This window comes from Ruegeria sp. HKCCD4884, from assembly GCF_013110855.1.
GTDB lineage: Bacteria > Pseudomonadota > Alphaproteobacteria > Rhodobacterales > Rhodobacteraceae > Ruegeria.
Genome location: NZ_WVRJ01000013.1, coordinates 107,541 through 133,880, shown reverse-complemented (window position 1 = coordinate 133,880; position 26,340 = coordinate 107,541). Strand labels below are relative to the sequence as shown.

Sequence of the window (26,340 nt, the reverse complement as noted above, 5' to 3'; positions counted from 1 at the left end):
GCGCAATGGAAACCTTTGGCTTAGGTGTAGCCCTTTTCACCGTTATCGTTCTGGGTCTGGTGGCCGTCATCATGGCCGCCCGGTCCAAGCTGGTGTCGACAGGCAACGTGAACATCACCATCAATGGTGAGAAAACCGTATCGGTTCCCGCTGGCGGCAAACTGCTGCAAACGCTGGCGGCAGAAAAACTCTTTGTCCCCTCTGCCTGCGGCGGCGGCGGTACCTGTGCGCAGTGCCGGGTGCGGGTGCATTCAGGCGGCGGGTCGATCCTGCCGACTGAGGAAAGCCATATCACCAAGCGTGAGGCCGCTTGCGGTGACCGACTGTCCTGTCAGGTTGCAGTCAAGCAGGACATGGAGATCGAGGTTCCGGAAGAAGTCTTTGGCGTCAAGAAATGGGAATGCACCGTGCGTTCAAATGAGAACGTGGCAACCTTTATCAAAGCGCTGACGCTGGATCTGCCGGAAGGCGAGGATGTCAACTTCCGCGCGGGTGGTTACATCCAGATCGAAGCCCCTGCGCACGCGCTGAAATACACCGATTTCGACGTGGAAGAGGAGTATCGCGAAGACTGGGACCGCTTCAATCTATGGCAGTACGAGTCGGTTGTCGCGGAACCGATTGAACGCGCCTATTCGATGGCAAACTACCCGGACGAAAAAGGCATGATCATGCTCAACGTCCGCGTAGCCTCACCGCCTCCGGGCTCGGAAGGAATCCCTCCGGGTCAGATGTCATCCTACATCTTCAACCTGAAGCCGGGTGACAAGGTCACAATCTCGGGTCCGTTTGGCGAGTTCTTCGCGCGCGAGACCCAAAAAGAGATGGTGTTCATCGGCGGTGGTGCGGGCATGGCCCCCATGCGCAGCCACATATTTGACCAGCTCAAGCGCCTTGAAAATCGCGATCGCAAGATCAGCTTCTGGTACGGCGCGCGGTCGAAGAAAGAGATGTTCTTTGTCGAAGATTTCGACCAATTGGCCGAGGAGTTCGACAATTTCGATTGGCATGTCGCGCTTTCGGATGCGCAGCCCGAGGATGACTGGAAAGGCTATACCGGTTTCATCCATAACGTCCTGTTCGAAGAATACCTCAAGAACCACCCCGCGCCAGAAGACTGTGAATTCTACATGTGTGGCCCGCCCATCATGAATCAGTCGGTCATCAACATGCTGCTGGATCTGGGCGTGGACCGAGAAGACATCATGCTCGACGATTTCGGCGGGTAAGAAACAGAAAAACCGGCGCAGACAGCGCCGGTTTTTTTCATTCAACTTTTAGCCAACGCTATTTTCCGTAGTAATCCCGATACCAGGAAACGAACTGGGCTATGCCGTCTTTCAGGTCCGTCTGTGGACGGTAATTGGTCAGCCGCTGCAACAAACGGTTGTCAGCCCATGTCGCATGAACGTCGCCCATCTGCATCGGCATAAAGTTCTTGATTGCCTTCTGTCCAACCGCCTCTTCGATAGCTTCGATGAAATCCATCAAGCGCACTTTGTCGCCGTTTCCAATATTGACGATACGATAGGGTGCTACGGGTGACAGGCTGTCGCCGTCCTCAATGTCTTCACGGCTGGCCGGCCGGACCGGGGGCACATCGATTAGCAATCTGATCCCGCGCACAAGATCCTCAACATGGGTGAAGTCCCGATACATGTCTCCATGATTGTAGATATCAATGGGACGACCTTCCAAAATGGCGGCCACAAACTTGAAATAGGCCAGATCGGGCCGCCCCCAGGTGCCATAGACCGTAAAGAAACGAAACATCGTGGTCGGCAGATTCCACAGATGCGCATAGGAATGCCCCATCGCCTCATTCGCCTTTTTGGTGGCAGAGTAGATGGTCAATTGCGTGTCCGCTTTTTCCGTTTCGGTAAACGGCATTTCTTCGTTGGCGCCATAGATTGACGAGGTCGAAGCCATCAACAGATGCTCGACCTCATGCTGACGCGCGATTTCCATCACGTTGAACGTGCCAACGACATTAGATTCGATATAGCTTCGGGGGTATTCGAGGCTGTGCCGAACACCGGCTTGGGCCGCCAGGTGGACGATGACATCGGGCTGGAACTCGTCCGCCACTTGCACCAGACGGTCATAGTTTTCCAGCCGATCTTCGGTCGCGGTAAACCCCGGGGTTTGCAGTAGGATCTGATGTCTGCGCTGTTTCAGGTTCACATCGTAATAATCGGTCATTCCGTCATAGCCATGCACCCGGAACCCTTCTGCCAGCAGCAGCTTGGCCAGATGGAAACCGATGAACCCCGCAGAGCCCGTAATCAATACCCGCTTCATAAAACCCTCTGAACGCTCTGCAAAACCATGGCTGACCAAACGGCTTTGGTCCACGAACCAGACCAAGGGCGTTTGACGACTTTCAAGGCCATATCGGACAACCAATGGCCGTTGGTCAACACTTTGCCTGTTCAATCAGTTGTTCATTGCCGCCAATAGGCGAGAAGGGTAGGGATCAGACCGTATGATTAGCAATTGGATCAGACAGCGACTTCAGCGCAAAACAGGGCGAGCAACCGACACCTTCCCCTGTGACATCGCCCCCACCACGCGAGTGACGGCGGTGGGTGATATTCATGGCCGTCTGGATTTGTTGCATGCGCTGTTGCCACGCTTGGATGATCAAAGCCCTCTGGTTTTTGTTGGAGACTACATTGACCGGGGGCCTTTCAGCGCGCAGGTGTTGCGCCATCTGCACCATCTGAGCGACGCATCAGATCGGCACGTCCATTGCCTTCTTGGTAACCATGAAGAGATGTTGTTTCATTTCTTGGACGATCCAGAACGCCATGCACGGCTCTGGTTTCGAAACGGAGGTCTGCATACGCTGGCGTCATTCGGGCTCAAACCGACTGGAGACCTGGAAGACAGCCGGAAAGTCATGGAACTGGCCGAAGGCCTGCGACAATCGATGGGTCAGGATTTGCTGGAATGGCTGACAAAGCGGCCCCTGACCTGGACCAATGGCAACGTCACTATTGTTCACGCGGCTTTGGACCCTCGTCGCCCTGTCGAAGCTCAGGACCGTCAGATCTGCCTTTGGGGACATCCCATGTTCCCAAGAACCGCGCGCGGCGATGATCAATGGGTGGTGCACGGTCACACTATCGTAGACCGACCGCGTGTCAGAAACAGGATCCTGTCTATTGACACGGGCGCTTTCGCCTCAGGCCGGTTGACGGCCGCGGAGATCGAGGATGGAGGCGTCAGGTTCCTTTCGACGGGCTGATCCTAGCCGACAATCATCTGCTTCATTCGAAGGGCTTCGTATTCCAGCTCTTTCAATCGGAAATGCACGACGTCTCCGATAGTGATGACGCCACTCAAATGGCCGTCACGCAGAACGGGCATATGGCGGAAACGACCTTCGGTCATTGTCTTCAGCACATCGTTTAGCAGATCGTCTGGTGTACAGGTCTTGACCTCTTTGGTCATCAGGTCTTCGACCGCTTGCGGCAAGGTCTGGCCGGGTGTGTCTGCCATGCGCCGCACAATGTCGCGCTCTGACAGGATGCCTTGCAAGGCTCCGTTTTGATCTGTCACCAAAACGGCCCCGATCCGCTTGTCCTTAAGCGTGTTGACCACCGAATGGATCGTATCGTTTGGCCGCACCGAAAATACCGCGTCCCCTTTTCCCTCAAGCAGTTTGGCCACGGTGGTCTGTGAGTGCGACAAGTTCGATTCTGCCGATTGGCTATACGTCGTCTTGTCTGCCTTGTCGCCGCGTGTTGGTGACTGGTAAGAGGTTGGGGCCATGGGCAATCTCCTTATGGTTCTTGCAATGTCTTTCCCTTTCACCTTAGCGCAGCTAAACGACCTGTATAGGGTGCAAATGCCCGAATGCACGAAATCTGGGTCAACAAAGGACGATCAAGCTTGTGAGTGAACTCTACCTTACCCCTCCGGTGGCCGCTTTGATCTTCTTTGCGGTTGTCGTATGCGGTCACAACTTTCGCATGGCCTGGAAACAACAGGCCCCGGGGTGGCAGAAGCGAGCGTGGCTGTTCGGAGTTCCGGCTGGGGTTGGGCTTTTGGCATTGGGTTTTCTGCCGTTAAAGCTGTGATGCCGATTTGACTCTGACAAGGGTCACTGGCATATGCCGGGCACAGAAAATCCCGGAGCTCGCCCCATGCGTCTTTTGCCTTTTGTGGCCCTTGTTGCCCTTCTTTCCGGCTGCTTTTTGGACAAGGAGCCCGAAGTGGTCCGGTTGTCCGGTGAAACGATGGGGACAACCTTCAATATCACTGCCATAGGCGAAGATCTGGACGAGGCCAAACTTGCGGCCTCGGTCGATGAGACATTGGCTGAAGTCAACGCGAAGATGTCGAACTGGGATCCGAATTCCGAGGTCTCTGTCTTTTCGGCGTCGGCCAGTACAGATCCAATGACTATCTCAAACGAATTCGCTTTGGTCATCGCTGCTGCCAACGACGTGCACGAAAGGACCGGTGGCACTTTCGATGTGACGCTTGGCCCACTGATCGAACTATGGGGGTTTGGCCCTCGTAAGCCCGAAGATCCGGTGCCGTCTGATACTGACATCCAGGCCGCGTTAAACAGCGTTGGCCAAAGCCGTCTGCTGACGCTGGATACCGAAGCCGGAACTCTGGCGAAATCTGACGCCAGGGTCGGTATCAACCTGTCTGCAATTGCCAAGGGATATGGCATCGATGCGGTTGCCGAAACCTTAAGAGACGCCGGAATCGCGAATTATCTGGTTGAGATTGGTGGTGATTTGGTCGCCATGGGTCAGAACGAAAAGGGTGAAGCCTGGCGGATCGGTATCGAAAAACCCGAAACGGGCAGTCAGAGCATTCAGCTGATCGTGTCAGTGAATGACCTGGGCATGGCAAGCTCGGGCGACTACAAGAATTTCTTCGAACAAGACGGCGTGCGCTATTCGCATATCATCGATCCGACGACGGGACGCCCGATTACGCACCGGACAACCTCTGTCACTGTTTTGGCCGAGAACGCGATGATGGCCGATGCCTGGGCCACCGCGATGCTGGCCTTGGGTCAGGAAAAGGGCCTGAAACTGGCGGAAGAGCATAAACTTGCCGTGTATTTCATCTCGCGGGATGTGACAGGCGGTGAAGAAGCTTATATTACTGCCCATAGCACCGCGTTCAAAAACGCGCTGGAATCGAACTGACTGGTGGAGCTGAGATGAGCACTTTTATTCTGGCTTTTATTCTTCTCGCCCTCGTCATGGTGGGTATGTCACTCGGCGTCATGCTGATGGGAAAGACCATCAAAGGCAGCTGTGGTGGTCTGAATGCAATCTCGGGTGCTGATAAATGCGTTGTCTGCCAAAAGGACGTGGATCCCAACAGCCCGTTGCGCGATCAGTTGCAATGCAAGCGCGCCAAGAAGATGCTGGAGCAGATGGAGCGTCAGGCCTGAAGCAAAGTTTTGCTTCGCACTGCGGACGGAAATGGCTAACTAGGTCTCCATAAGGTTTGGGGGCGTGGTATTGGCCAAGGCAAAAAACATCCTGTTCATCATGTTCGACCAGCTGCGCTGGGACTACCTGAGCTGTTACGGGCATCCACACCTGCACACCCCCAACATCGATCGCCTGGCAACCAAAGGCGTTCGGTTTAACCGCGCTTACATACAATCCCCAATCTGCGGTAGTTCGCGCATGTCGACCTATACCGGGCGCTATGTGCATTCGCATGGGGCGTCTTGGAACGGTATTCCGCTCAAAGTCGGCGAGATCACGATGGGTGATCATCTGCGCAAGGCGGGAATGGACTGCTGGCTGGTCGGCAAAACTCATATGCGGGCGGACGCAGAAGGCATGGCGCGGTTAGGGCTGGAACCCGACAGCCTGATTGGTGCCCGGGTTGCCGAATGCGGCTTTGACGTGTTCGAACGCGATGACGGTATGCTGCCCGAGGGTCCCGACGGGTTTTACGATCCGCACGGAGCGAAGGAGTACAACAAGTTCCTCAAGGCCAAGGGGTACGAGAGCGACAATCCATGGCATGATTTTGCCAATTCAGGTTTGGATGAAGACGGCAATGTTCTGTCCGGCTGGTTTTTGAAAAACGCGCTGGAAGCCGCAAATATCTCCGAAGAAGACAGCGAAACGCCCTATCTGACAGGGCGCGGTATCGAGTTTATGGAAACGCATGATGGCCCGTGGTGCTGCCACCTGAGCTTTATCAAACCGCATTGGCCTTACATCGTGCCAGAACCTTATGCCTCGATGTATGGTCCAGAGCATGTTTTGCCCGTGGTACGATCCGAGGCTGAACGGCAAAACGCGCATCCGGTACTCAAGGCGTTCATGGACACAAAGATTGGTCAGACCTTTTCGCGACAGGATGTGCGTGAGGCGGTGATCCCAGCCTATATGGGCTTGATCAAACAAGCCGACGACCAGATGGGGCGTCTGTTCGACTGGATGGAAAAAACCGGGCGGATGGACGACACGATGATCGTTCTAACCTCGGATCACGGTGACTTTCTTGGTGATCATTGGATGGGTGAGAAGACGTTTTTTCACGATGCTTCGACCAAAATGCCGCTGATCATTTATGATCCATCGCCCGAAGCAAATGCGACCCGTGGGACGGTCAGTGATGCGTTGGTCGAGTCCATCGATTTGGCTCCAACCTTTGTTGATGTGGCAGGCGGTGACGTTGCCAATCATGTCCTTGAAGGTCATTCGTTGCTGCCCATCCTGCATGGAACCGCAGAAGAGGTGCCCCGGGACTTTGTCATCTGCGAATATGATTACTCAGGCTCACCGATCGCTGATATCGTAGGAGTGTCGGTTCGCGAAGCGGTGATGTTCATGGTGGCCAACAAAAAGTGGAAACTGATCCATTGCGAGGGCGGGCACAGACCGATCCTGTTTGACCTGGAAAACGATCCTCAGGAACTGAATGATCTGGGCAACAGCGCAGAGCATGCAAACGTGATCGCTGAAATGTATGATCACCTGTTCGCATGGGCGCGGCGACCGTCACAACGCACCACGCGGTCGGAACAGCAATTGATCGATATGCGCACCAAAAGCAGAGGCCGAGGCATTGTCTTGGGTGTGTATGATGAAAATGACGCGCCTTTGGACCTTACTGTGAAGTACCGCAATCGAAAGGCACGTCCATACAAGAGCTACCTCAAGGAATAGCGCCTCCGCGTCTATTAAATCTTTTTCACCTGCCCAAAGGTGGTTCACCCGCCGAGGGCAAGGCGATAGAAGAAGCGCACGAGCAGTAATCGGAGAAACTCTATGGCCGCGCCCAAACCTGTTGTCTTGTGCATTCTCGATGGGTGGGGGCTGTCCGAAGACACCAAAGCCAACGCGCCGTATCTGGCAAATACGCCGACTTTTGATGCGATCATGGCCAATAGCCCTCATGCAACGCTGATCACCCATGGCCCCGATGTAGGTCTGCCAAGTGGACAAATGGGCAATTCAGAAGTTGGCCACACCAATATCGGCGCAGGTCGCGTTGTCGCCATGGATTTGGGTCAGATCGATCTGGCTATCGAAGATGGGTCATTTTTCGAAAATGAAGCCCTGCAACAATTTATCGCCAAAGTGAAAGCGGCGGGCGGGACAGCGCATCTGATGGGGCTGGTCTCGGACGGGGGCGTGCATGGGCATCTGAACCATATCGTCGCCGCAGCGACTGCGATCACCGATGCGGATGTCCCAGTTGCGCTGCACGCAGTCACCGATGGGCGGGACGTAGCACCAAAATCGGCGCTGACCTATATCGCGGAACTGGAAGAGCGCTTGCCTGAAAACGCGCGCATTGTGACCGTCTGCGGACGCTATTTTGCCATGGACCGGGACAATCGCTGGGAACGTGTCAGCGAAGCCTATGACGCGATGATCAAGGGGCAGGGAAGGGCGGCGCAAAGCGCCCATGGTGCGGTCGATCATGCCTATAGTCAGTCAGAGTCAGACGAGTTCATCACCCCGACTGTTCTTGATGGTTACACGGGCGTTCAAGACGGCGACGGGTTTTTCTGCCTCAATTTTCGTGCTGATCGGGCACGGGAAATCCTGCGCGCCATTGGAGAGCCCGGGTTTTCCGACTTTGACACAGGGCCGCGGCCCTCTCTCTCGGCACTGCTGGGCATGGTAGAATATTCGGACGGTCACAACGCCTATATGACCACCGTTTTTCCCAAACGGGCCATCATGAATACTCTGGGGGAATGGGTGGCCAAACAAGGGCTGCGCCAGTTCCGGTTGGCCGAAACCGAGAAATACCCACACGTAACTTTCTTTCTGAACGGCGGCAAAGAGACGCCTGAACAGGGTGAAGACCGTTTTATGCCGAAATCGCCAAAGGTTGCGACCTATGATCTGCAGCCCGAAATGTCGGCGGCTGAGGTGACGGCCAAATTTGTTGAGGCTATCGAAGATGGGTATGACCTGATTGTCACGAACTATGCCAATCCTGACATGGTGGGCCATACCGGTGATTTGAAGGCGGCGATCAAAGGGTGTGAGGCTGTGGATCAGGGTCTGGCGCAAGTTGTTGCTGCACTGGAAAAGGCCCGCGGTGCGATGATTGTCACCGCAGATCACGGCAATTGCGAAATGATGGTTGATCCCGAAACGGGTGGACCGCATACCGCCCACACACTGAACCCTGTGCCTGTGGCGCTGGTCGGTGGGCCTGAAGGGGCGCAATTGCGGCAGGGGCGTTTGTCGGATCTGGCCCCCACACTGCTTGAGTTGATGGGCCTGCCAAAACCCCCCGAGATGACTGGGGAAAGCCTATTGTCATGAAACTGGTGGCCTTTACGGCTTTTCTGATCTCAGCAACTTCAGCATTGGCCCAGACCGACTCGTCGCAGGCGGCGCTTGAAGCGGCAGAGATGCTGGAAGCAGCCTCTGTCTCGCTTGCCGACGCTGACAGTGCAAGAGATCGCGTGCGCGCGCTTACCCAAACGATCCAGGCCTACGAGGCGGGATTGAGCGCGATGCGGGAAGGGCTGCGCCAAGCTGCAACTCGCGAAGCTCAGTTAAGCGCCGAACTTCGGGCTAGCGAAAAGGATGTCCGACAGTTGATCGGCGTCTTGCAAACCATCGAAACAACAGAACCTCCGGTCTTGATGTTGCACCCTTCGGGCCCATTGGGTGCGGCGCGGGCCGGTATGATGCTGTCCGAGGTCACTCCTGGCTTGAACGCCAAAGCGCAGGCTCTGGCAGATGATCTGAACGAGGTGCAGACATTGCGTCTGTTACAGCAAAGCGCTTCGGAAACTCTGACCGAAGGTCTCAGCGGGGTGCAAGATGCGCGCACGCGGCTGAGCGAGGCCATCGCCGATCGCACGGATCTGCCCAGACGATTTGTCGAAGATCCGGTACGCACGGCCATTTTGATCTCTTCAACGGAAACGTTGGATGGGTTTGCTAGTGGTCTGTCCGAAATCTCGGAAGGTGAGATTGTTGAAACCGATGCGGATGTTTCGGGTCAGAAAGGGCAGATTGCTTTGCCGGTTCAGGGCGTCTTGTTGCATAAGGCTGGTGAAACGGATGCCGCAGGGGTGACACGCGCCGGTTTGGTGCTGGGAACACGTCCGCGCGCCTTGGTCACATCACCCACGGCGGCCACGATCCGTTATCGAGGCCCTTTATTGGATTTGGGGAATCTGGTCATTCTTGAACCGCAACCGGGGCTGCTTTTTGTGTTTTCCGGCTTGCAGGAAGTCTATGGCAACCCCGGTCAGGTAATCCCCGAGGGCACCCCGGTGGGTTTGATGCCCGGTGAAACGCCGGAAATTGGCGCAATATTGTCAACAAGCGGTGATGGCACTGGAACTGATCGCTCAGAAACGCTCTATATAGAGGTAAGAGAAGACAATAGCTCCGTGGACCCGGAAACATGGTTCCGGACCGACAAGGATGGATAAGCGAGTATGAAGAGATTTGTGATGGCCGGTCTGGCCGGAACTTTGGCAGGTATTCTTGCAACGACACAGATTGCAGGACCCCTGCTGGCGCAGGAGGCCGAAAACAAGGCCAGCGTCTATGAACAACTGGATCTGTTTGGCGACATTTTTGAACGCATCCGCGCGCAATATGTTGAAGAGGTCGAACCCGAAGAACTGATCGAGGCCGCCATTGACGGCATGTTGACCTCGCTTGATCCGCATTCCAGCTATCTGTCGCCCGACGATGCCGAACAGATGCGTGTTCAGACGCGGGGTGAGTTTGGTGGGCTTGGCATCGAAGTCACGCAGGAAGACGGTTTTGTCAAAGTCGTATCGCCGATTGACGACACTCCTGCCGACGCAGCCGGAATTGAAGCCGGGGACTTCATCACTCATGTCGATGGCGAAAGCATTCTGGGCCTTACGCTGGATAAGGCTGTTGACCTGATGCGTGGCCCGGTGGGGTCCGAGATTGTGATCACCGTCGTTCGTGAAGGTGAGCCGGATCCTTTCGACGTTACAATCATCCGGGATACGATCAAACTGACGGCTGTTCGTGCGCGCACTGAAGGCACCAGTGTGGTTCTGCGTGTGACTACGTTCAACGACCAGACCTTCCCGAACCTTAAAGAAGGTTTGCAGGAACAGATCGAAGAAGCCGGTGGCATTGACAAGGTCAATGGATTTGTCCTCGACCTGCGCAATAACCCGGGCGGTTTGCTGACGCAGGCGATCAAAGTGTCGGATGCGTTCCTGAACGAAGGCGAAATCGTTTCGACTCGTGGCCGCGACCCGGAAGAGGGCGAGCGCTTTAATGCCGCGCCGGGCGATCTGGCCGAAGGCAAACCAATCGTTGTTCTGATCAACGGCGGTTCGGCCTCGGCGTCCGAAATTGTGGCAGGCGCCTTGCAGGACCACCGACGCGCAATCGTGGTGGGTACAAAAAGCTTTGGTAAGGGGTCTGTGCAGACAGTCATGCCGCTGCGCGGTGACGGGGCCATGCGCCTGACAACGTCGCGTTATTACACTCCATCGGGTCGTTCTATTCAGGCCCTGGGTGTCAGCCCGGATATCATCGTGGAACAACCGCGTCCGCAGCCCGAGACTGAAGAGGAAGAGGACAGCCGCTTTACCCGGTCCGAGGCCGAGTTGCGTGGTAGCCTGGACAATGACAGCCTGAGCGAGGATGAAATTCGCCAAATTGAAGAAGACCGTGCCAAGGCTGAAGCGACGGCTGAACTGCGGGAAGAGGATTACCAACTGGCTTATGCCATTGACATCCTCAAGGGCCTGTCCGCGTTCAATCCGAATGGACCTTCTCAATAACTCAATCAGGGCCGCGATGAACGCGGCCCTTTTTATTTGAATGCGCAGTTGGTTGCTTTTCTGAATAGGGCGCTGGTCGGGATCGCGAGAGTCAGCGGGTCTTGAAAGCGCCCTAGCTCTCGATCTTGTGCAGTTTCTTTTCGTCCAACAACAGCGCCAGCACGATACCCACCGATACGGATATTGTCGAAAAAACAAACGCCATGCTCATGCCACTGTTAAAAGCATCGGACAAGGCGGATTGAACCTTTGCCAAATCGCCGGCGCTCAAACGGCTGATCACCGCATGTGCAGAAGCCGTATCCAGTGTACTGCCGTTGATTGCCCTTAAATCGGTCTCAGATAGTTTGATACCGGCGGCATGCAGGCCATCACGCAGTTTGGACAAGCTGACGACGTACATAACAGCAGTGGCACAGGCGACGGAAATGGCTCCGTAAACCAGATGGGTCATAAAGCTTAGCCCGCCGACCAGTCCGGCCCGCTCAGGCTTGACGGCGCAAACGGCAGCTGTACCCGATGGTCCGACGGTCAGGGTCGCTCCCAAACCGATCATCGCCATGCCCGGAAGAATGCGGAAGTAACCCAGATCGCTTGGCAGAATGACAACGGTCGCGGCACCGATTGTGGCAATCATATAACCCCAGAACAGCAGCCGTTTGGGTCCGAAATCATTGTACAGCGTGCCTGAAACAATCGACCCCACCGCCAGCAAAACGGTCAGCGGAGCAAGCCCCAATGCGGATTCAAATGCCGACCAGCCCAGCACTTTTTGCATGTACTGAGGAAAATAGAGCAACCCAACAAAGGCGGCTGAAACGTTGAACATATTCAGGCCAAGCGTGATCTTGAATTGACGGTTCTGCATCATTTGCGGCAGCAGCAAAGGCTCGGTAACGCGTTTTTCTACCTTGGGGAACAAGAGGAAAAGCACGGCGCTGATGAAGAAAAGCATCAACAACGGTACCGACGTCCATCCCCAATCCGCGCCAACATCCAACCCATACAGCAGGAACAGAACGGCAAACGCCAACAGGCCCATGCCAGCCAAGTCGAGATGCTCGTCCTGTTTGTGCTGCGTTTCGCGCTCCATCAGGATTAGGGCGGTGGCCATCGAAATGCAGGAGAAGACGACGTTGGCCAGGAAGAAATACCGCCATTCGCCCAAGTTTACAGCCAATCCGCTGATCATTGGGCCAAATACATTGCCGGTGGTCACACCTGCCAGAATGAGCCCCATTACAAGAGCCCGATGTTCAGGTTTGGACACTTTAGTCGCCCCAAACGCAAGTGTGCAGGGCCAAACACAGCCGGCGCCGATGCCTTGCAACGCACGCGCCAGGATCAAAAAATCAAGGTTGGGCGAGAAAAAGCACATCACCGACGAAAACAGGAAAATGCACAGGCCGATGATCATCATCTTTCGATGACCGTACATATCGCCCAGTCGTCCTCCGGCTACCATGGTCATCGCAAAAAATAGGGCGTAGATATTCAAAACCCATTGGGTGCTGGTGATATCGGCATCAAAGCTGTTTTCAATCGCGGGGACCAGCATCAGAGCACCGGTAAAATCGATGCCGATGCCAAACCCTGTCACCATCAACGCGATGACTTTAACAATACTACTGCGATCCATATCGGGCGCGATCCGTTTTGAATATGCCCATGATGCACGGAAATTGGTATAAAAGATAGAGACTTGGCTTAGTCGGGCTTAGTCGTCGCCCCGACAAACCCGGCGGAACGCGCGTTTCAGCATGTCCAGTTCAGCCCGCAACAACGCGACTTCGGTCCTCAGATCATCTGCTGCGGGTTCACCGGCGATGACGGTGAAATCTCCAAGCTTATCCGATGTTGCCAGATCGGTTATGACGAAGCTGTGGACGCCTTCAGACAGAGCTGAAACAGGCACCGTTATGTTCAAATCCCACCCGTTTTCGTTGGGTGCCAGATTAACGTTTTCCAGCAGTTCGCCGCGATACCGCACCTCAATCGTAGGTTCCTGTCCAGCCCGAACATGTGCTTGCCAGAGTCCATTTTCGAACCGGAGGAAGGTCAAGTTGGTTTGTGTCATATCCGATTGCCTCACAAATCGGCACGATGGAAGCGGCAGAACGTCAGGTCCCGCACCACCATCCGGTTCATGCTTGGGGTCTCAAAGATCAAATCTACCCAGATCTTTTCGATCCGGCGTTCATTCAGGGGCAGATGGGCCAGATCGAAATCTACGGTGTTTCGGGCGTCAGACGCGCTCAACTGGCGCAGTACCTGTTCAGAATTGGGACCGTGTTGAATATTGAGGCGCGCGAACAGCCCGGTGGATCGTTCGCAGTCAATTACGGTCTCCATCCGTATCAAATGCTCACGCGTCAGATTCTGTGTTGCATCGCCCGGCAGATCCACGGACACCGAAAGAAATGAGCCTTCAAAACTAAAGACTTCAACGGCCAGACTGAACGGGGCCAGATCGCCTGTATCCCGATTTCGGATTTGGCGCACTGTAATCTCGGACAGGGGGCAGTCATGAAACAGGCTGACGTGCGCATCAAGTGCCGTTTTGCGCGGGGCCGAAGCAACGCCGGGTTGCGCCAACGGTCCGCGCCACAGGTCCGGTCTGCAACTCCAGTCCGTGCCGACAGGCTTGGCAAACTGCATGGACCCGATCCTTGGGCGAATAAGACGAGAATCTGCTGTTTGGATCAACTGATCAAGATGGCTTCGCAATGCGCGCGCCTGATCACGCTGTTGCCGCAGGTCCGCTTGTCCTGCGTCTTGCACTCGCTGTGCAGCCCGTCGCCAACGTTCCAGTGTCTTGCGAAAAAGATAGCGATCCAGAATCCTGCCCATGGCCTCGTCGTCCGATACACAGCCTCTTTAGTCAAGACGCCTTCGGGAACAAACCCGCAATAACGAAATTGCGATCTTCGATCCGCGTTTTTCAGTTGGGTGCAAAGCAAAATTCGGTTAGGCGCGAACGGATGCGTGCGTGCCTGTCTTGCCTTGCAAAGCGCAGAGTCAGAGCGTACCGTCGGGCCCTGCAACATGGGTCACCCAGTTTTAGCCACACATCCGTTTAGCTATCGATAAGGCCAGTAAATGGAGCCCACTTTATTTTCTTTTATTTGGAAGTACTCGAAGAAACAGCAATTGGTCTTGTTGTTGCTGACAGTGCTGTCATTTCCGTTCCTCTATGCTTCGTTGGAACTGCCCAAGCAAATCATCAATGATGCCATCGGTGCTCCGGGTGATACGGTTACCATTTGGGGTATAACGGTATCGCAGGTCCACTACCTGCTGATACTGTGCGTAGCGTTTCTGGGCACGGTGATCGCCAGCGGCTTGATGAAGATGCGCATCAATACGATGAAGGGCGTCCTGGCCGAGCGTATGCTGCGTCGATTGCGTTTTACGCTGATTGAGCGGTCGATGCGCTTTCCAAAATCCTATTTCGCCACGACCAGTCAGGGTGAATTGGTTTCGATGATCACATCCGAGGCCGAGCCGATGGGTGGACTGATGGGCGATGCGATTGCTCAGCCCGTGTTCCAGTTCGGCCAGATGATGACCATTGTCACGTTCCTGTTCATGCAAAGCGTGTGGTTCGGGTTGGCCAGTATCGCATTGATCCCGTTACAGGCTTGGCTGATCCCCAAATTGCAACGACAAATCAACCTACTGAATAAAGACCGTATTCAGGAAGTCCGGCGTCTGAGTTCGGAAATCGGTGAAAGCGCTGCGGGGATCAGTGACCTGCGCACCAATGGCGGCTGGCGTTATCGTCTGGCCCAGTTCAGCGACCGTTTGGGGAAATTGTTCGAGATCCGCTTTAAGATCTACAACAAGAAATTCTTCATGAAGTTCCTCAACAATCTGATCACTCAGATGACCCCGTTCCTGTTCTATTCTGTGGGCGGATATCTGGCGATCACGGGTGAGGTGACGGTGGGTGCTCTGGTAGCAGCACTTGGGGCCTATAAGGACCTCAGTGGCCCATGGAAGGATTTGCTGACCTATTACAATCAGGTTCAGGACATGTCTCTGCGGTGGGAGGTCGTGACTGAACGGTTCGCCCCCGACAACATGATACCCGAAGAGCTGTTTTCCGGAGAACCCGAAGCGATTCCGCGCTTGGATGGGGCAATTGAGCTGCGCAACGTGACGGTGCGCGATAGCGACGGCAAAACTATTCTGGAAGATCTGGATCTGACTATCCCGCACGGGGCGCGCGTTGCGATCCAGTCTTCTCACGCCGCGGAAAGAAGTGCCTTGGGTCAGCTTTTGACCCGCGAGATTTTACCTGCACAGGGGGACGTGATCGTTTCCGGGCACAACTTGAATGACTTGCACCAAGCTGTGATTGCGGCCCGGATTGGCTATGCCTATTCGCGGCCCTATCTGTTTGATGGAACGCTGGGCGATAACCTGATGATGCCGTTGCGGACACATCCCCAGCATGGCGCTGAAACTCAGAGAACGCCGTCCCGCAAGCAAATTGAAGCAGTCCGGTCTGGCAATCCCCCAGATTCGCTGGACGATGAATGGATCGATCCCGGTCTCGCAGGTCTGGACGGTATCGAGGATATTCGCGATTGGTGGTTCCAGCTTGTCGAAGCCATGGGCATCGACGAGTTCATGTTCCGTCGTACACTGCGAACGCAGTTTAATCCTGAAATTCACCCCGTTTTGGCGCGGGAAGTGGTCAACCTTCGGGAAACGATTGCCGAGCGTTTGAAAGCCAAAGGTCTTGACCGGTATGTCTATCGTTTCGATCCGGAACGATTTAATCCGGCGGTTCCATTGGGTGGTAACCTGCTTTTTGCCGCGCCGTCCCGCGATATTTCTCCTGACTTTCTGGTCGAGGACGCCCGTTTTGTAAAAATGCTCAGCGTACATGATTTGGCGGACGAGGCTCTGAGCATTTCCAACGCGGTTCTGGACACACTCGGTAAAACATTCGGACGGGACGGCGCGGATCACCCCCTGTTCCTGCGGCTTGGCATGTCGAAAGACATGTTTCACCGGTTGCTCGACATAGAAGATCAGCGCAAAGCCAAAGGTGAAACGGAACTCAGCCAAGAAGACCACGCCTTGCTGCTGACTGTGCCTTTCCTGCTGACAGCCGAGCAGATCGGCCCGGATTTCCCCGAAGAATACAAGGACAAGATCCTGACGATCCGCAAAAGCCACGCCGAGCGGTTGCGGGGCGCAATGGATGGGCTGTTTACGCCTGTCACTCCTGATCTATATGTCCCGCGGCTGACAGTAATGGAAAATGCGATCTATGGGCGCGTGTCCTTGTTGGCGGGCGCACATGCGGAAGAAATCGAAGATGTGGTGGCCGAGGCTATGAACGAAGCGGGCCTGCGCCGCAGAGCTGCCGCCATTATCTATGATCTGCCCTCTGGTCTGGGCGGTAACAACCTGCCGACCGTCTTTCAGGAACGCGCTGCATTTTCACGCGCCGGAATCAAGCGCCCCGATGTTTTGATTCTGGACAAGGCGCTGGCCAGCCACGATTCAGAAAGCCGGTTGCGGACCCGCCTGAAACTGCGAGAGCTTTTGCCGGACTCAATCATGATCTTCATGGAAGATCATTTTGCCCATCCCGAAGCCTATGATCTATTTGTAGAAATCAAGGAGGGAAGGATCGACGGAGTATCCCGAACCAAACCTGAAGATACTGGTGGAACAACTGATGATCTGAGCCGGAAGCTTGAAATTCTATCAGCCACAGAATTGTTTTCAGGTCTGGACGGGCGCAATCAACGGCTGCTGGCTTTCTCGGCCCAATGGTATGAAGTCAAGGCCGGGCAGGTCATCTTCTCGCGTGGTCAGGCCCCGGACGCCGCTTATCTATGCATTACGGGTCAGGCTCGTTTGGATTGGTTCAACGAAGACGGAACACGACGCCCGATCTCGATCATTGAACCTGGTCGCCTTATTGGTGACTTGTCAATCATCACGGGTGAAGATCGTCAATTGGATCTTGTCGCGACAGAGGATTGTCTTTTCCTGCGTATCGGGGCCGAAGAGCTGCGTGCTGTGGTGGAAAGCGACGCAACCGTTGCCACGCAGTTGCTTCGGACAGTTGCGGGTTACCTGACAACGCTGTCCAACAGGATTTCCGCTGCCCAAAACCCAGAGGAATTGCTGCCTACAGTCACTCAGGAAGAAGAGCCAGAGAGTTCGAATAACCATGCCTAAGGCTTATTTCCCGCATGCTTATTTGACGGAAACCGCGCGTAGGCGCCCAGAACTGTGGCGCCTGCTTGTGGGTCTCTTGCTCATTGGTGTTTTGGTAAGCCTGCTGAACATGGTTTTCTTCGCTGCACTCGTGGCGATGGGCCCGAACGAATGGGCGCAGGAGCTTTTGGCGGGAAGCTCGCCTCTGGCGTTGATTCTGTTGTTGGTCAGTTTCGGGTTCATAACGTTCGGGGTCGCCGTGGCGGCACGCAAGATGCAACACCGAACACTATGGTCCATCTTAGGTGAACGACGTCTGGCCGAGACCCAGTTTGTAAGCGTTTTGAAAGCCTTGCTGATACTCGGTGTCATCGGATTTCTGCTGCCTCCCTACAGCATGGGAGGGGAACTGACCCAAAAATTGCCGCTGACCACATGGGTGCTTTTGCTTCCAGTTGCGGCATTTGCTGTCCTGATTCAGGTCAGCGCCGAAGAAATCCTGTTTCGCGGCTATATCCAGCAAACCCTTGCCGCCCGGTTCAACTCACCGATCATTTGGATGGGTGTGCCATCGATCTTGTTTGCGGTGGGTCACTATGCGCCCGACGCGGCGGGTGGAAACGCGCTGTTGATTGCGCTTTGGGCCTTCGTTTTTGGCCTGTTGGCTTCGGATCTGACGGCCCGAGCAGGAACATTAGGTCCTGCCATAGCCCTGCATTTCTTCAACAATGTCATCGCTTTGCTGTTCATCTCTCTACCCGACAGTCTGAGCGGGCTAGCTCTGTTTGTCTTGCCCTTTGACACGTCCGACGCAGAACAGCTGCGGCCTTGGCTGTTGGTGGATCTGGTCATGATGTTCGTTTGTTGGCTGGCCGCGCGACTTGCGCTCAGGCGCTGATTGCATTTCCTTCCGTTGCGTCTTATTTGACGTCAACACCGTAAAAGCCAAGGTTCCGACATGAACTGGATCACAAACTACGTCCGCCCCCGGATCAACTCGATTTTCTCGCGCCGTGAAGTGCCGGAAAACCTCTGGCACAAATGCGACGAGTGCGGGACGATGCTGTTCCACCGCGAACTGGCCGAGAACCAGAACGTCTGCACCCAGTGTGGCCACCATATGGCAATTACCCCGCGTGACAGGTTCAAGCACCTGTTTGATGGCGGTGTTTTCACTGAAGTTGACGTTCCGGCCCCCAAGGACGATCCGCTGCAGTTCCGCGATCAGAAAAAATATCCCGACCGCATGAAAGCAGCCCAGAAGAAGACTGGCGAAAAAGAAGCGATGCTGGTTGCTTTGGGCGAAATTGGCCGCACCCCAATTGTCGCAGCAGCGCAGGACTTTTCTTTCATGGGCGGGTCGATGGGCATGTATGTCGGCAACGCGATCATTGCCGCCGCGCAAGAGGCCGTAAAGCTCAAGCGCCCGCTGATACTGTTTTCTGCCGCAGGTGGCGCTCGGATGCAGGAAGGCATCCTCAGCCTGATGCAAATGCCGCGGACAACCGTAGCTGTTGAGATGCTGAAAGAGGCGAACTTGCCCTACATCGTCGTTCTGACCCACCCCACCACCGGGGGTGTGACCGCGTCTTATGCCATGTTGGGCGATGTCCATATCTCAGAACCCAACGCGCTTATTTGTTTCGCTGGTCCACGTGTGATTGAACAAACGATTAGGGAAAAGCTGCCCGAAGGGTTCCAACGCGCCGAGTACTTGTTGGATCACGGCATGCTGGACCTTGTTACCAAACGCACCGATATGCGCGAAGAGCTGATCACCATCACACGGATGCTGATGAACCAACCCCCGGCGATCAAGGGTGATCTGCCTGCGCCGGAACCGGCAATAGCCGAAGAAGTCGCTGCAGAAGAGACCGGCCAGAAATGACCGCTCAGACATCTGACGCCATTCTTGATCGAATGATGGCGTTGCACCCCAAGATCATTGATCTGACCTTGGACCGCGTCTGGCGTTTACTGGCGGCGCTGGATAATCCACAGCTCAAACTGCCTCCTGTCATTCATATTGCCGGAACCAACGGCAAAGGTTCGACCCAGGCCATGATCCGCGCGGGGCTCGAGGGAGCTGGGCATTCAGCACACGCCTATACTTCGCCCCACTTGGCGCGGTTTCATGAGCGTATCCGTCTTGCCGGAGACCTGATTTTAGAACCCGATCTGACTGCAGTTCTCGACGAATGTTACGCCGCCAATGGCGGTGAAAACATAACCTATTTCGAAATCACGACCTGCGCGGCTTTGTTGGCCTTTGCCCGAGAAAAAGCGGACTATACTCTTCTTGAGGTCGGCCTGGGCGGGCGTCTGGACGCTACCAACGTGGTCGAAAACCCTGCAGTGACTGTGATTACGCCGGTTTCGATCGATCATGAGCAGTTTCTGGGCAACACGTTGGGCAAGATCGCGGCCGAAAAGGCTGGGATCATAAAACCCGGCGTGCCCTGCGTCGTTGGGCCTCAACAGGACGAAGCCCTTGAGGTCATCGAATACACGGCCGCACGGCTCGGCGCGCCTCTGTTAGTCCATGGTCAACACTGGCATGTGCATGAAGAAAACGGACGCTTGATCTATCAGGACGAAACCGGATTGCGGGATCTTCCATTGCCCAACCTTCTGGGCGCGCACCAAATTCAGAATGCGGGCGCAGCCTTGGCTGTTTTGCGCCACCTGGATATGGGCGATGATGCCTATGAGGCTGCCGTGACCAAAGCCGAATGGCCCGCCCGTATGCAGCGTCTGAAAACCGGCCCTTTGATCGAACAGGCACCACAGGCCGAGCTGTGGCTGGACGGCGGTCATAACGCGGCTGCAGGAATTGCGCTGGCTGATGTGCTGGCCAAACTGCCACAGAAACCGACGCATATGATTTGCGGTATGCTCAATACCAAAGACGTGACAGGCTATCTCGCACCGCTGGCCGGACAAGCCGCAAGCCTGACTGCGGTATCAATTCCGGGTGAAGCCGCGACACTCAGCGCAAAAGAAACGGCGACTGCTGCGGCAAAAGTTAACTTGCCCGCGTCTACGGCAAGAAGCGTGTCAGACGCGCTGGCGTCAATTACAAGCCAAGACCCTCAAGCTCGTGTGTTGATCTGCGGCTCGCTCTACCTTGCAGGCAATGTTTTGCGCGAAAACGGCTAACACTTCTTCTGTTTGAAAATACCTTGGGGGAGGCGCGCGCAGCGCGGCGGGGGCAAAGCCCCCTAGGAGCCCCAATCTTTGTCCTGCATCTCCCGTAGGCGTGAGGCCGTGCGTTCAAATTCGAACGTCCCTTCACCTTCCACATACAGCATTTCGGGCTCGGCTGCTGCGGAACAGATCAAGCGGACCCTGGCCTCATAAAGTGCATCGATAAGGGTTACGAACCGTTTGGCTTCGTTGAAGTTGTTCCGCGACAAACGTGGGATGTCTTCCAGCACCAGCACTTTCACAGCGTCGGCAATTGCCAGATAATCAGCAGGTCCCAACATCCGTCCACACAGGTCGTAAAACGATGCCCGTGCAACCCCGTTGCGAAAGGCTGGCAGTTCTACCGCGCGGCTATTGACTTGCAACACAAGCGGTTCGGCAGGGCCGCCCGCAAGATCCTTCCAGACCTCCCGTATGTTCTGCCGGGCTTCCGGGCCTATTGGTGCAAAATAAACCGGCGCGCCTTCCAACCTGTTTTGGCGGTAATCGGTTGGGGACACCAGTTCCCAAACCCGTAGCTGTTCTTTGATATGTGCAATGAAAGGCAGGAACAGCTGCCTGTTCAGCCCGTCTTTATACAGATCGTCCGGGTGCCGGTTTGACGTTGTAACGACAACGACACCGCCCTCATGCAACAGATCGAACAGACGTCCAACAATCATCGCATCGGTGATGTCGGTGATCTGCATCTCATCAAATGCCAGCAAACGGACGGATTTGATCACGTCCTTCGCCACTGGAGCCAGAGCATCTTCGACATTCTCTTGCCGGGCTTTATGCATACCTGCGTGGATTTCCTGCATGAACGCGTGAAAATGGACACGTCGCGCCGGAATATCGCCCAACGTTTCGACGAACATGTCCATGAGCATAGATTTCCCACGCCCGACTCCGCCCCATAGATACAACCCTTTGGGGGGTGGGGGTGCCTTACGGAAAAAACCACGTTTGACGGGCTCGGACAGCGCCGCACGGATGCGTTCGAATTGGGGAAGAACGGCCTCTTGCGCGTCGTCGCGGGTCAGAGTTCCATCCGCGACGCGGGCCTCGTATAGCGATATCAGATCCGTCATAACTCCGAGCCTTACCCGCCCCACCGCGCGTTGAAAAGAAACCATTTTCTCAACACATCAAATTTGGTTATCCGTGACCACAAATCTGCTGAATTGACGCCATCCGGAAAAACGATACGGTCCATCGGAAGAAACGCCCGAGGTCTGAATGCCGCAATCCGCCCGCCTGCTGAATCCGATCCTGATTGTCGGATGTATCATCATCACGGTCAGCTTTGCCGTGCGCGCCTCTTTCGGCGTGTTTCAGATTCCAATCGCGGATGAGTTTGGCTGGCTGCGTACTGATTTCTCCTTGGCGATTGCCATTCAAAACCTCGCTTGGGGAATTGGCCAGCCGATCTTTGGTGCAATTGCCGAAAAAGTCGGCGACCGCAAGGCCATCATACTGGGTGCTTTGACCTATGCTGCTGGCATGGTGCTATCGGCGTGGTCCGTCACACCTTTTGAACATCAGATCTATGCCTGGTTGGTGGGTTTCGGCATTGCCGGAACCGGGTTTGGCGTGGTTCTTGCTGTGGTCGGGCGTGCATCTTCTGATGAAAACCGATCCATGTCGCTTGCCATTGTCACAGCCGCAGGTAGCTTTGGGCAGGTGCTCGGGGCACCTACCGCTGAATGGTTGATGACCTTCTTGCCCTGGCAGCAAGTCTTCATCGTGTTTGCGGTTGCGATTTTGGCACTTGTTCTTGTTCTGCCTTTCATGCGCGCCCCTCAGACGGCAAGCAAGGCGGAACTGCATGAAAGCATGGGAGAGATTTTAGGGAAGGCATTCCGTGATCCTTCCTATGCGCTGATCTTTCTGGGATTTTTTAGCTGCGGGTATCAGCTTGGGTTTATCACCGCTCATTTCCCGGCATTTGTGACCGAGATGTGCGGCCCGATCCAACCTGGTGGCGTTTTGCATTCCGTTGGCATCACCTCAACCTCAGCGCTTGGGGCCGTGTCGATTTCGCTGATTGGTCTGGCCAATATCGGTGGTACGTTGCTGGCCGGCTGGGCAGGAAATCACTTTCCCAAGAAATACCTGCTGGCTGCAGTGTATACAGGCAGAACATTGGCTGCGGCCTTATTCATCCTGCTGCCGATCACCCCAATCTCGGTTATTGTGTTTTCTCTGGTAATGGGATCACTTTGGTTGGCCACTGTGCCACTGACCTCGGGCCTTGTGGCGCACCTTTATGGCTTGCGGTATATGGGCACGCTATACGGCATTATCTTTTTCAGCCATCAGCTTGGCAGCTTTCTGGGTGTCTGGCTGGGCGGTCGTATGTATGACCAGTTCGGCGACTACAGCATGGTTTGGTGGATCGGTGTGGCAATTGGCGCGTTCAGCGCGATCGTGCATTTGCCCATCCGTGAGAACCGCACGGCTGTTCCGGCCTGACGCTTTTTGTCCTGATCTGCCAACGGAAAGAGAGCCAGGACAGATCAAGAACCTTTGTGTTTACGCTGACAAGCGACACACGGCTTGTGCGGGATTAGCTAGCCAGCCCTGTCCGGGAACAAGCCTGCCAAACCTTCTGCAGAGGCTTCGCACATGCCACGCTCGGTAATCAGCCCGGTTACCAACCGGTTGGGGGTGACGTCAAAGGCAGGATTGCCCCCTTCTGTCCCTACCGGAGTCACGCGAACATCTGTTATGGCCGAATTCTCATCCACGCCAAGGACATGCGTCACTTCCCTTGCGTCGCGTTCCTCAATTGGGATTTCAGCCACACCGTCGCGCACCGTCCAGTCAATGGTTGGGGAGGGTAAGGCGACGTAAAAGGGCACTCCGTTGTCATGCGCGGCCAAAGCTTTGAGGTAGGTGCCGATCTTGTTGCACACGTCGCCCTGAGCTGTGGTGCGGTCCGTGCCTGTGATGACCAGATCAACCAACCCATGCTGCATCAGGTGCCCCCCGGCATTGTCCACGATGTAGCGATGGGGGATACCATGCTCTCCCAGTTCCCATGAGGTTAGCGCACCCTGATTGCGGGGCCGGGTTTCATCCACCCAAACATGCAGAGGGATGCCTTCGTTATGCGCATGATACATCGGGCTTGTGGCTGTGCCCCAATCTACCGTCGCCAGCCAACCCGCATTGCAATGGGTCAAAAGCCGTACCGGTTCGCCAGCGAGCTTGCGCGCGGCGATCTCCTTGATCAACGCTAACCCGTGTCGACCAATCGCCGCGTTGATTTCGACATCTTCGTCCGCGATCTCTTGTGCCAAGGCCAAGGCGCGTTCGGCACGATCGGACGCAGCCAGCGGCATCAGAGCCTCTCGGCATCTGTCCAAAGCCCAACGCAGGTTGATTGCGGTGGGCCGCGTTGCGTGCAGAACATCATATGCAGCATCAAACGATGCTTCGGAACTGTCACGGGACATCTGTTCAGCTATGCCAAAAGCGGCCGTCGCGCCGATCAAAGGTGCACCTCTGACCCACATATCCCGAATTGCCGCTGCAAACTCGTCCAGAGTTTTCAGGGTCACGACCCGGAAATCATGCGGCAGCCAGCGTTGATCGATGATCCGAACCTCACCCTCCGACTTGTCCCACCAAATCGATCGATAGTGAGTGCCCTGTACTTGCATAATGCAATCTCCGTGTTCGAATGGTCTGATCAGAATTCAATCACAGGGTGCGTTCTTACGCAGGGCTTGTAAACGGGCGTTTCTGATTTCGTATCAGTATTTTGGATCGGCGTCTGTTTTAGTCAATCGCGCGTGGCTGCGCGTATTTCCCGTTCCAGTGCGTCCAGGAACCGCGACCGGTCGGCTTTGCTGAAGGGTCGTCCACCACCACCCGCACCAAGTGGGTTGGCCGCACGCAGGTCTGCCATCAGGTCGCGCATCGCCAATTGCTGACCAATATTTGCAACTGTGAAGGCTTCACCGTTCGGGCGCAGAACCCGCGCGCCTGCCTCGACACATTTGGCAGCCAGAGGGATGTCGGATGTAATTACGACATCTCCTGCGCCGCAGCGCTCGGCGATCCACTTGTCGGCCTCATCAGCGCCTTCCGAGACGATGACAACCTGGACCAGCGGATTGGCCGAAGGGCGCAGCCCGCCATTGGACACCAGGGCCATGGGCACTTTGTGTCGCGTTGCAACCCGCTCAGCTTCGGCTTTTACGGGGCAGGCATCGCCATCGACATAAAGCGTGGTCACGCCTTCTTGGCCTCTTTCCTGGCGGGTTCAGCCGGTTTTTTGCGAACCTTGAACTCTTCAGGGATCGGCATCCGATTAAACGCATCCAGCCCGGCGATCTTGTAAGCCTCGGCCAGGGTTGGATAGTTGAAGGTGTTCTGAACGAAATAATCCACCGTGCCCTTAAGGTTCAACACAGCCTGCGCAATATGGATCAGCTCTGTCGCGCCTTCGCCGACGATCTGCACACCCAAGACCCGGCGGGTTTTGAGCGAGAACAGCATTTTCAGCATCCCGTGCTCCAGACCCATGATGTGCCCGCGTGATGTCTCGCGGAACCGGGCGACGCCAACCTCATAGGGGATGCCGCGTTCCTGTAATTCTTCCTCGGACATGCCGCAGGTGGAAATCTCAGGTACGGAATAGATGCCATAGGGATACCACGGGCTTTCCGGCAAAGTCGGTGTTTCAAGTGCGTGACAGGCGGCTACGCGCCCTTGTTGCAGAGATGTCGAGGCCAGAGAGGGGTGCCCGATCACGTCACCCGTCGCATAGATATGCGGCACCGCTGTCTGGTACGTTTTGCGATCTACCTTGATACGGTTGCGATGATCGGTTTCCAGCCCAACGGCATCAAGATTGAGTTTCGACGTCGCACCCATACGTCCGGCTGCAAACAGAAGCATTTCAGCCCGAACGTGACGGCCGTTTTCCAATGTCACTTCCACGTGCTCGCCGGCGTCCTCGATCTTTTCAACAGCAGAGCCCAATCGCAGGTCAACACCGTTTTCACGAATCTGATGGGTGAAGTCGTGAATCAAACGGCTGTCGATGAAGTCCAGAAACGTGTCGCGCGGTTCGATCAATGTCACCCGCACGTCCAGGGCGGAAAACATCGTGGCGTATTCGACCCCGATAACGCCCGCGCCAATGACGACCAGCGACCGCGGGATCTCGGCCATTTCCAGAAACTCGTCCCCGTCAACCACGGTCTTGCCGTTGAAGGGTACGTATTTGGGGCGATAGGTTTTTGTTCCTGTGGCAATCAGAAACTTGTTGGCCGTCACCCGCGTGGTCTCACCGGCATCGGTGGCAACTTCAACCTCATGGGGTCCGACGAACTTGGCCAGACCATCCAATGTATCGACGTGATTGCGGTTGAACTGGTGCTCAAGCACATCGACCTCATGGTCGAGTGTCATATGCAGACGGGCTTTCAGATCTTCGGCGCGGATCTGGTCCTTGACCCGATAGGAACGGCCGTAAAAGCTGCGTTCGCGCCAGCCCGAGAGGTTCAACACCGTCTCGCGCAAGGTCTTGGACGGGATGGTGCCGGTATGAACCGACACGCCGCCGAAGCGATCCTTGCGGTCGATGACCAGAACGCGACGTTTTAGTTTTCCCGCCTGAATGGCCGCAGACCGACCCGAGGGGCCAGACCCGATGATGATCAGGTCGTAATCGTATTTGCTCATGC

At 55.5% G+C, this 26,340-nt stretch carries 23 protein-coding genes; 14 read left to right on the top strand and 9 right to left on the bottom strand.

The window, feature by feature from the left end; translation table 11 throughout:
- Positions 1-5 precede the first annotated feature (5 nt).
- Positions 6-1,229, top strand: coding sequence for an NADH:ubiquinone reductase (Na(+)-transporting) subunit F (gene nqrF / locus GS636_RS17930; protein WP_171671296.1), 1,224 nt, complete (start codon positions 6-8; stop codon positions 1,227-1,229).
- Between the two features lie 58 nt (positions 1,230-1,287).
- Here nqrF and GS636_RS17925 read toward each other — a convergent pair whose 3' ends face one another.
- Positions 1,288-2,301 carry an NAD-dependent epimerase/dehydratase family protein gene (locus tag GS636_RS17925; protein ID WP_171671293.1) on the bottom strand — a complete coding sequence of 338 codons (1,014 nt, stop codon included), beginning with the start codon at positions 2,299-2,301 and terminating at the stop codon, positions 1,288-1,290.
- Between the two features lie 184 nt (positions 2,302-2,485).
- On the opposite strand from GS636_RS17925, the gene GS636_RS17920 reads away from it, so the two are divergent.
- Positions 2,486-3,250, top strand: a complete 765-nt coding sequence (locus GS636_RS17920; protein ID WP_171671291.1) for a metallophosphoesterase — start codon at positions 2,486-2,488, stop codon at positions 3,248-3,250.
- A 2-nt stretch (positions 3,251-3,252) separates the two neighbouring features.
- On the opposite strand, the gene GS636_RS17915 is transcribed toward GS636_RS17920, so the two are convergent.
- A complete protein-coding gene (locus GS636_RS17915) occupies positions 3,253-3,777 on the bottom strand; it encodes a CBS domain-containing protein (RefSeq protein WP_171094924.1) in 525 nt (174 codons plus the stop codon).
- Positions 3,778-3,899: 122 nt separating this feature from the next.
- Here GS636_RS17915 and GS636_RS17910 point away from each other — a divergent pair, with 122 nt between their 5' ends.
- From GS636_RS17910 to GS636_RS17880, 7 genes are all read left to right on the top strand, one after another.
- On the top strand, positions 3,900-4,085 hold the full coding sequence (locus GS636_RS17910; protein ID WP_171671288.1) for a hypothetical protein: 186 nt from the start codon (positions 3,900-3,902) through the stop codon (positions 4,083-4,085).
- Positions 4,086-4,151: 66 nt separating this feature from the next.
- Positions 4,152-5,177, top strand: coding sequence for an FAD:protein FMN transferase (locus GS636_RS17905; RefSeq protein ID WP_253285926.1), 1,026 nt, complete (start codon positions 4,152-4,154; stop codon positions 5,175-5,177).
- Positions 5,178-5,191: 14 nt separating this feature from the next.
- Entirely contained in the window at positions 5,192-5,428 is a 237-nt protein-coding gene (nqrM, locus tag GS636_RS17900) for a (Na+)-NQR maturation NqrM (RefSeq protein ID WP_171094920.1), read from the top strand.
- 70 nt (positions 5,429-5,498) lie between these two features.
- Entirely contained in the window at positions 5,499-7,169 is a 1,671-nt protein-coding gene (locus GS636_RS17895; protein ID WP_171671285.1) for a sulfatase-like hydrolase/transferase, read from the top strand.
- Between the two features lie 102 nt (positions 7,170-7,271).
- Positions 7,272-8,789 (top strand): 2,3-bisphosphoglycerate-independent phosphoglycerate mutase, encoded by a 1,518-nt coding sequence (gene gpmI / locus GS636_RS17890; protein ID WP_171671283.1) that lies wholly within the window; start codon positions 7,272-7,274, stop codon positions 8,787-8,789.
- Positions 8,786-9,916, top strand: coding sequence for a murein hydrolase activator EnvC (locus tag GS636_RS17885; RefSeq protein WP_171671281.1), 1,131 nt, complete (start codon positions 8,786-8,788; stop codon positions 9,914-9,916). The genes gpmI and GS636_RS17885 overlap by 4 nt, the downstream gene beginning before the upstream one ends.
- 6 nt (positions 9,917-9,922) lie before the next feature.
- On the top strand, positions 9,923-11,263 hold the full coding sequence (locus GS636_RS17880) for a S41 family peptidase (protein WP_171185360.1): 1,341 nt from the start codon (positions 9,923-9,925) through the stop codon (positions 11,261-11,263).
- A gap of 112 nt (positions 11,264-11,375) precedes the next feature.
- Here GS636_RS17880 and GS636_RS17875 read toward each other — a convergent pair whose 3' ends face one another.
- The 3 genes from GS636_RS17875 to GS636_RS17865 all read right to left on the bottom strand — a co-directional run bounded on the left by GS636_RS17875 (position 11,376) and on the right by GS636_RS17865 (position 14,113).
- Entirely contained in the window at positions 11,376-12,902 is a 1,527-nt protein-coding gene (locus tag GS636_RS17875) for an MFS transporter (protein WP_171647161.1), read from the bottom strand.
- A gap of 78 nt (positions 12,903-12,980) precedes the next feature.
- Positions 12,981-13,340 (bottom strand): hypothetical protein, encoded by a 360-nt coding sequence (locus GS636_RS17870; protein ID WP_171185364.1) that lies wholly within the window; start codon positions 13,338-13,340, stop codon positions 12,981-12,983.
- A gap of 11 nt (positions 13,341-13,351) precedes the next feature.
- Positions 13,352-14,113, bottom strand: a complete 762-nt coding sequence (locus GS636_RS17865; RefSeq protein WP_171671279.1) for a DUF6478 family protein — start codon at positions 14,111-14,113, stop codon at positions 13,352-13,354.
- Between the two features lie 249 nt (positions 14,114-14,362).
- Between GS636_RS17865 and GS636_RS17860 the strand changes: the two genes are divergently transcribed.
- Genes GS636_RS17860 through GS636_RS17845 form a run of 4 tightly spaced genes read left to right on the top strand, consistent with a single transcriptional unit; the run spans position 14,363 to position 20,608 of the window.
- Complete coding sequence (locus GS636_RS17860) at positions 14,363-17,470, top strand: ABC transporter transmembrane domain-containing protein (RefSeq protein WP_171671276.1); 3,108 nt, start codon at positions 14,363-14,365, stop codon at positions 17,468-17,470.
- Positions 17,463-18,347 carry a CPBP family intramembrane glutamic endopeptidase gene (locus tag GS636_RS17855; RefSeq protein WP_171185369.1) on the top strand — a complete coding sequence of 295 codons (885 nt, stop codon included), beginning with the start codon at positions 17,463-17,465 and terminating at the stop codon, positions 18,345-18,347. The genes GS636_RS17860 and GS636_RS17855 overlap by 8 nt, the downstream gene beginning before the upstream one ends.
- A 60-nt stretch (positions 18,348-18,407) precedes the next feature.
- Positions 18,408-19,337: an acetyl-CoA carboxylase, carboxyltransferase subunit beta gene (gene accD / locus GS636_RS17850; RefSeq protein ID WP_171671274.1), complete on the top strand. Its 930-nt coding sequence runs from the start codon at positions 18,408-18,410 to the stop codon at positions 19,335-19,337.
- A complete protein-coding gene (locus GS636_RS17845; RefSeq protein ID WP_171671271.1) occupies positions 19,334-20,608 on the top strand; it encodes a folylpolyglutamate synthase/dihydrofolate synthase family protein in 1,275 nt (424 codons plus the stop codon). Before accD ends, GS636_RS17845 begins: the two co-directional genes overlap by 4 nt.
- Before the next feature lie 62 nt (positions 20,609-20,670).
- On the opposite strand, the gene zapE is transcribed toward GS636_RS17845, so the two are convergent.
- Entirely contained in the window at positions 20,671-21,729 is a 1,059-nt protein-coding gene (gene zapE / locus GS636_RS17840) for a cell division protein ZapE (RefSeq protein ID WP_171094894.1), read from the bottom strand.
- Positions 21,730-21,877: 148 nt separating this feature from the next.
- On the opposite strand from zapE, the gene GS636_RS17835 reads away from it, so the two are divergent.
- Positions 21,878-23,113 (top strand): MFS transporter, encoded by a 1,236-nt coding sequence (locus tag GS636_RS17835; RefSeq protein ID WP_171185379.1) that lies wholly within the window; start codon positions 21,878-21,880, stop codon positions 23,111-23,113.
- 98 nt (positions 23,114-23,211) lie between these two features.
- Here GS636_RS17835 and mtnA read toward each other — a convergent pair whose 3' ends face one another.
- From mtnA to sthA, 3 genes are all read right to left on the bottom strand, one after another.
- The gene (gene mtnA / locus GS636_RS17830; protein WP_171671269.1) at positions 23,212-24,306 is read right to left on the bottom strand and encodes an S-methyl-5-thioribose-1-phosphate isomerase; all 1,095 of its coding nucleotides are present in this window, start codon (positions 24,304-24,306) and stop codon (positions 23,212-23,214) included.
- Between the two features lie 122 nt (positions 24,307-24,428).
- Positions 24,429-24,884: a YaiI/YqxD family protein gene (locus GS636_RS17825; protein WP_171671266.1), complete on the bottom strand. Its 456-nt coding sequence runs from the start codon at positions 24,882-24,884 to the stop codon at positions 24,429-24,431.
- On the bottom strand, positions 24,881-26,338 hold the full coding sequence (sthA, locus tag GS636_RS17820) for a Si-specific NAD(P)(+) transhydrogenase (protein WP_171671264.1): 1,458 nt from the start codon (positions 26,336-26,338) through the stop codon (positions 24,881-24,883). Before sthA ends, GS636_RS17825 begins: the two co-directional genes overlap by 4 nt.
- Positions 26,339-26,340: the final 2 nt, after the last annotated feature.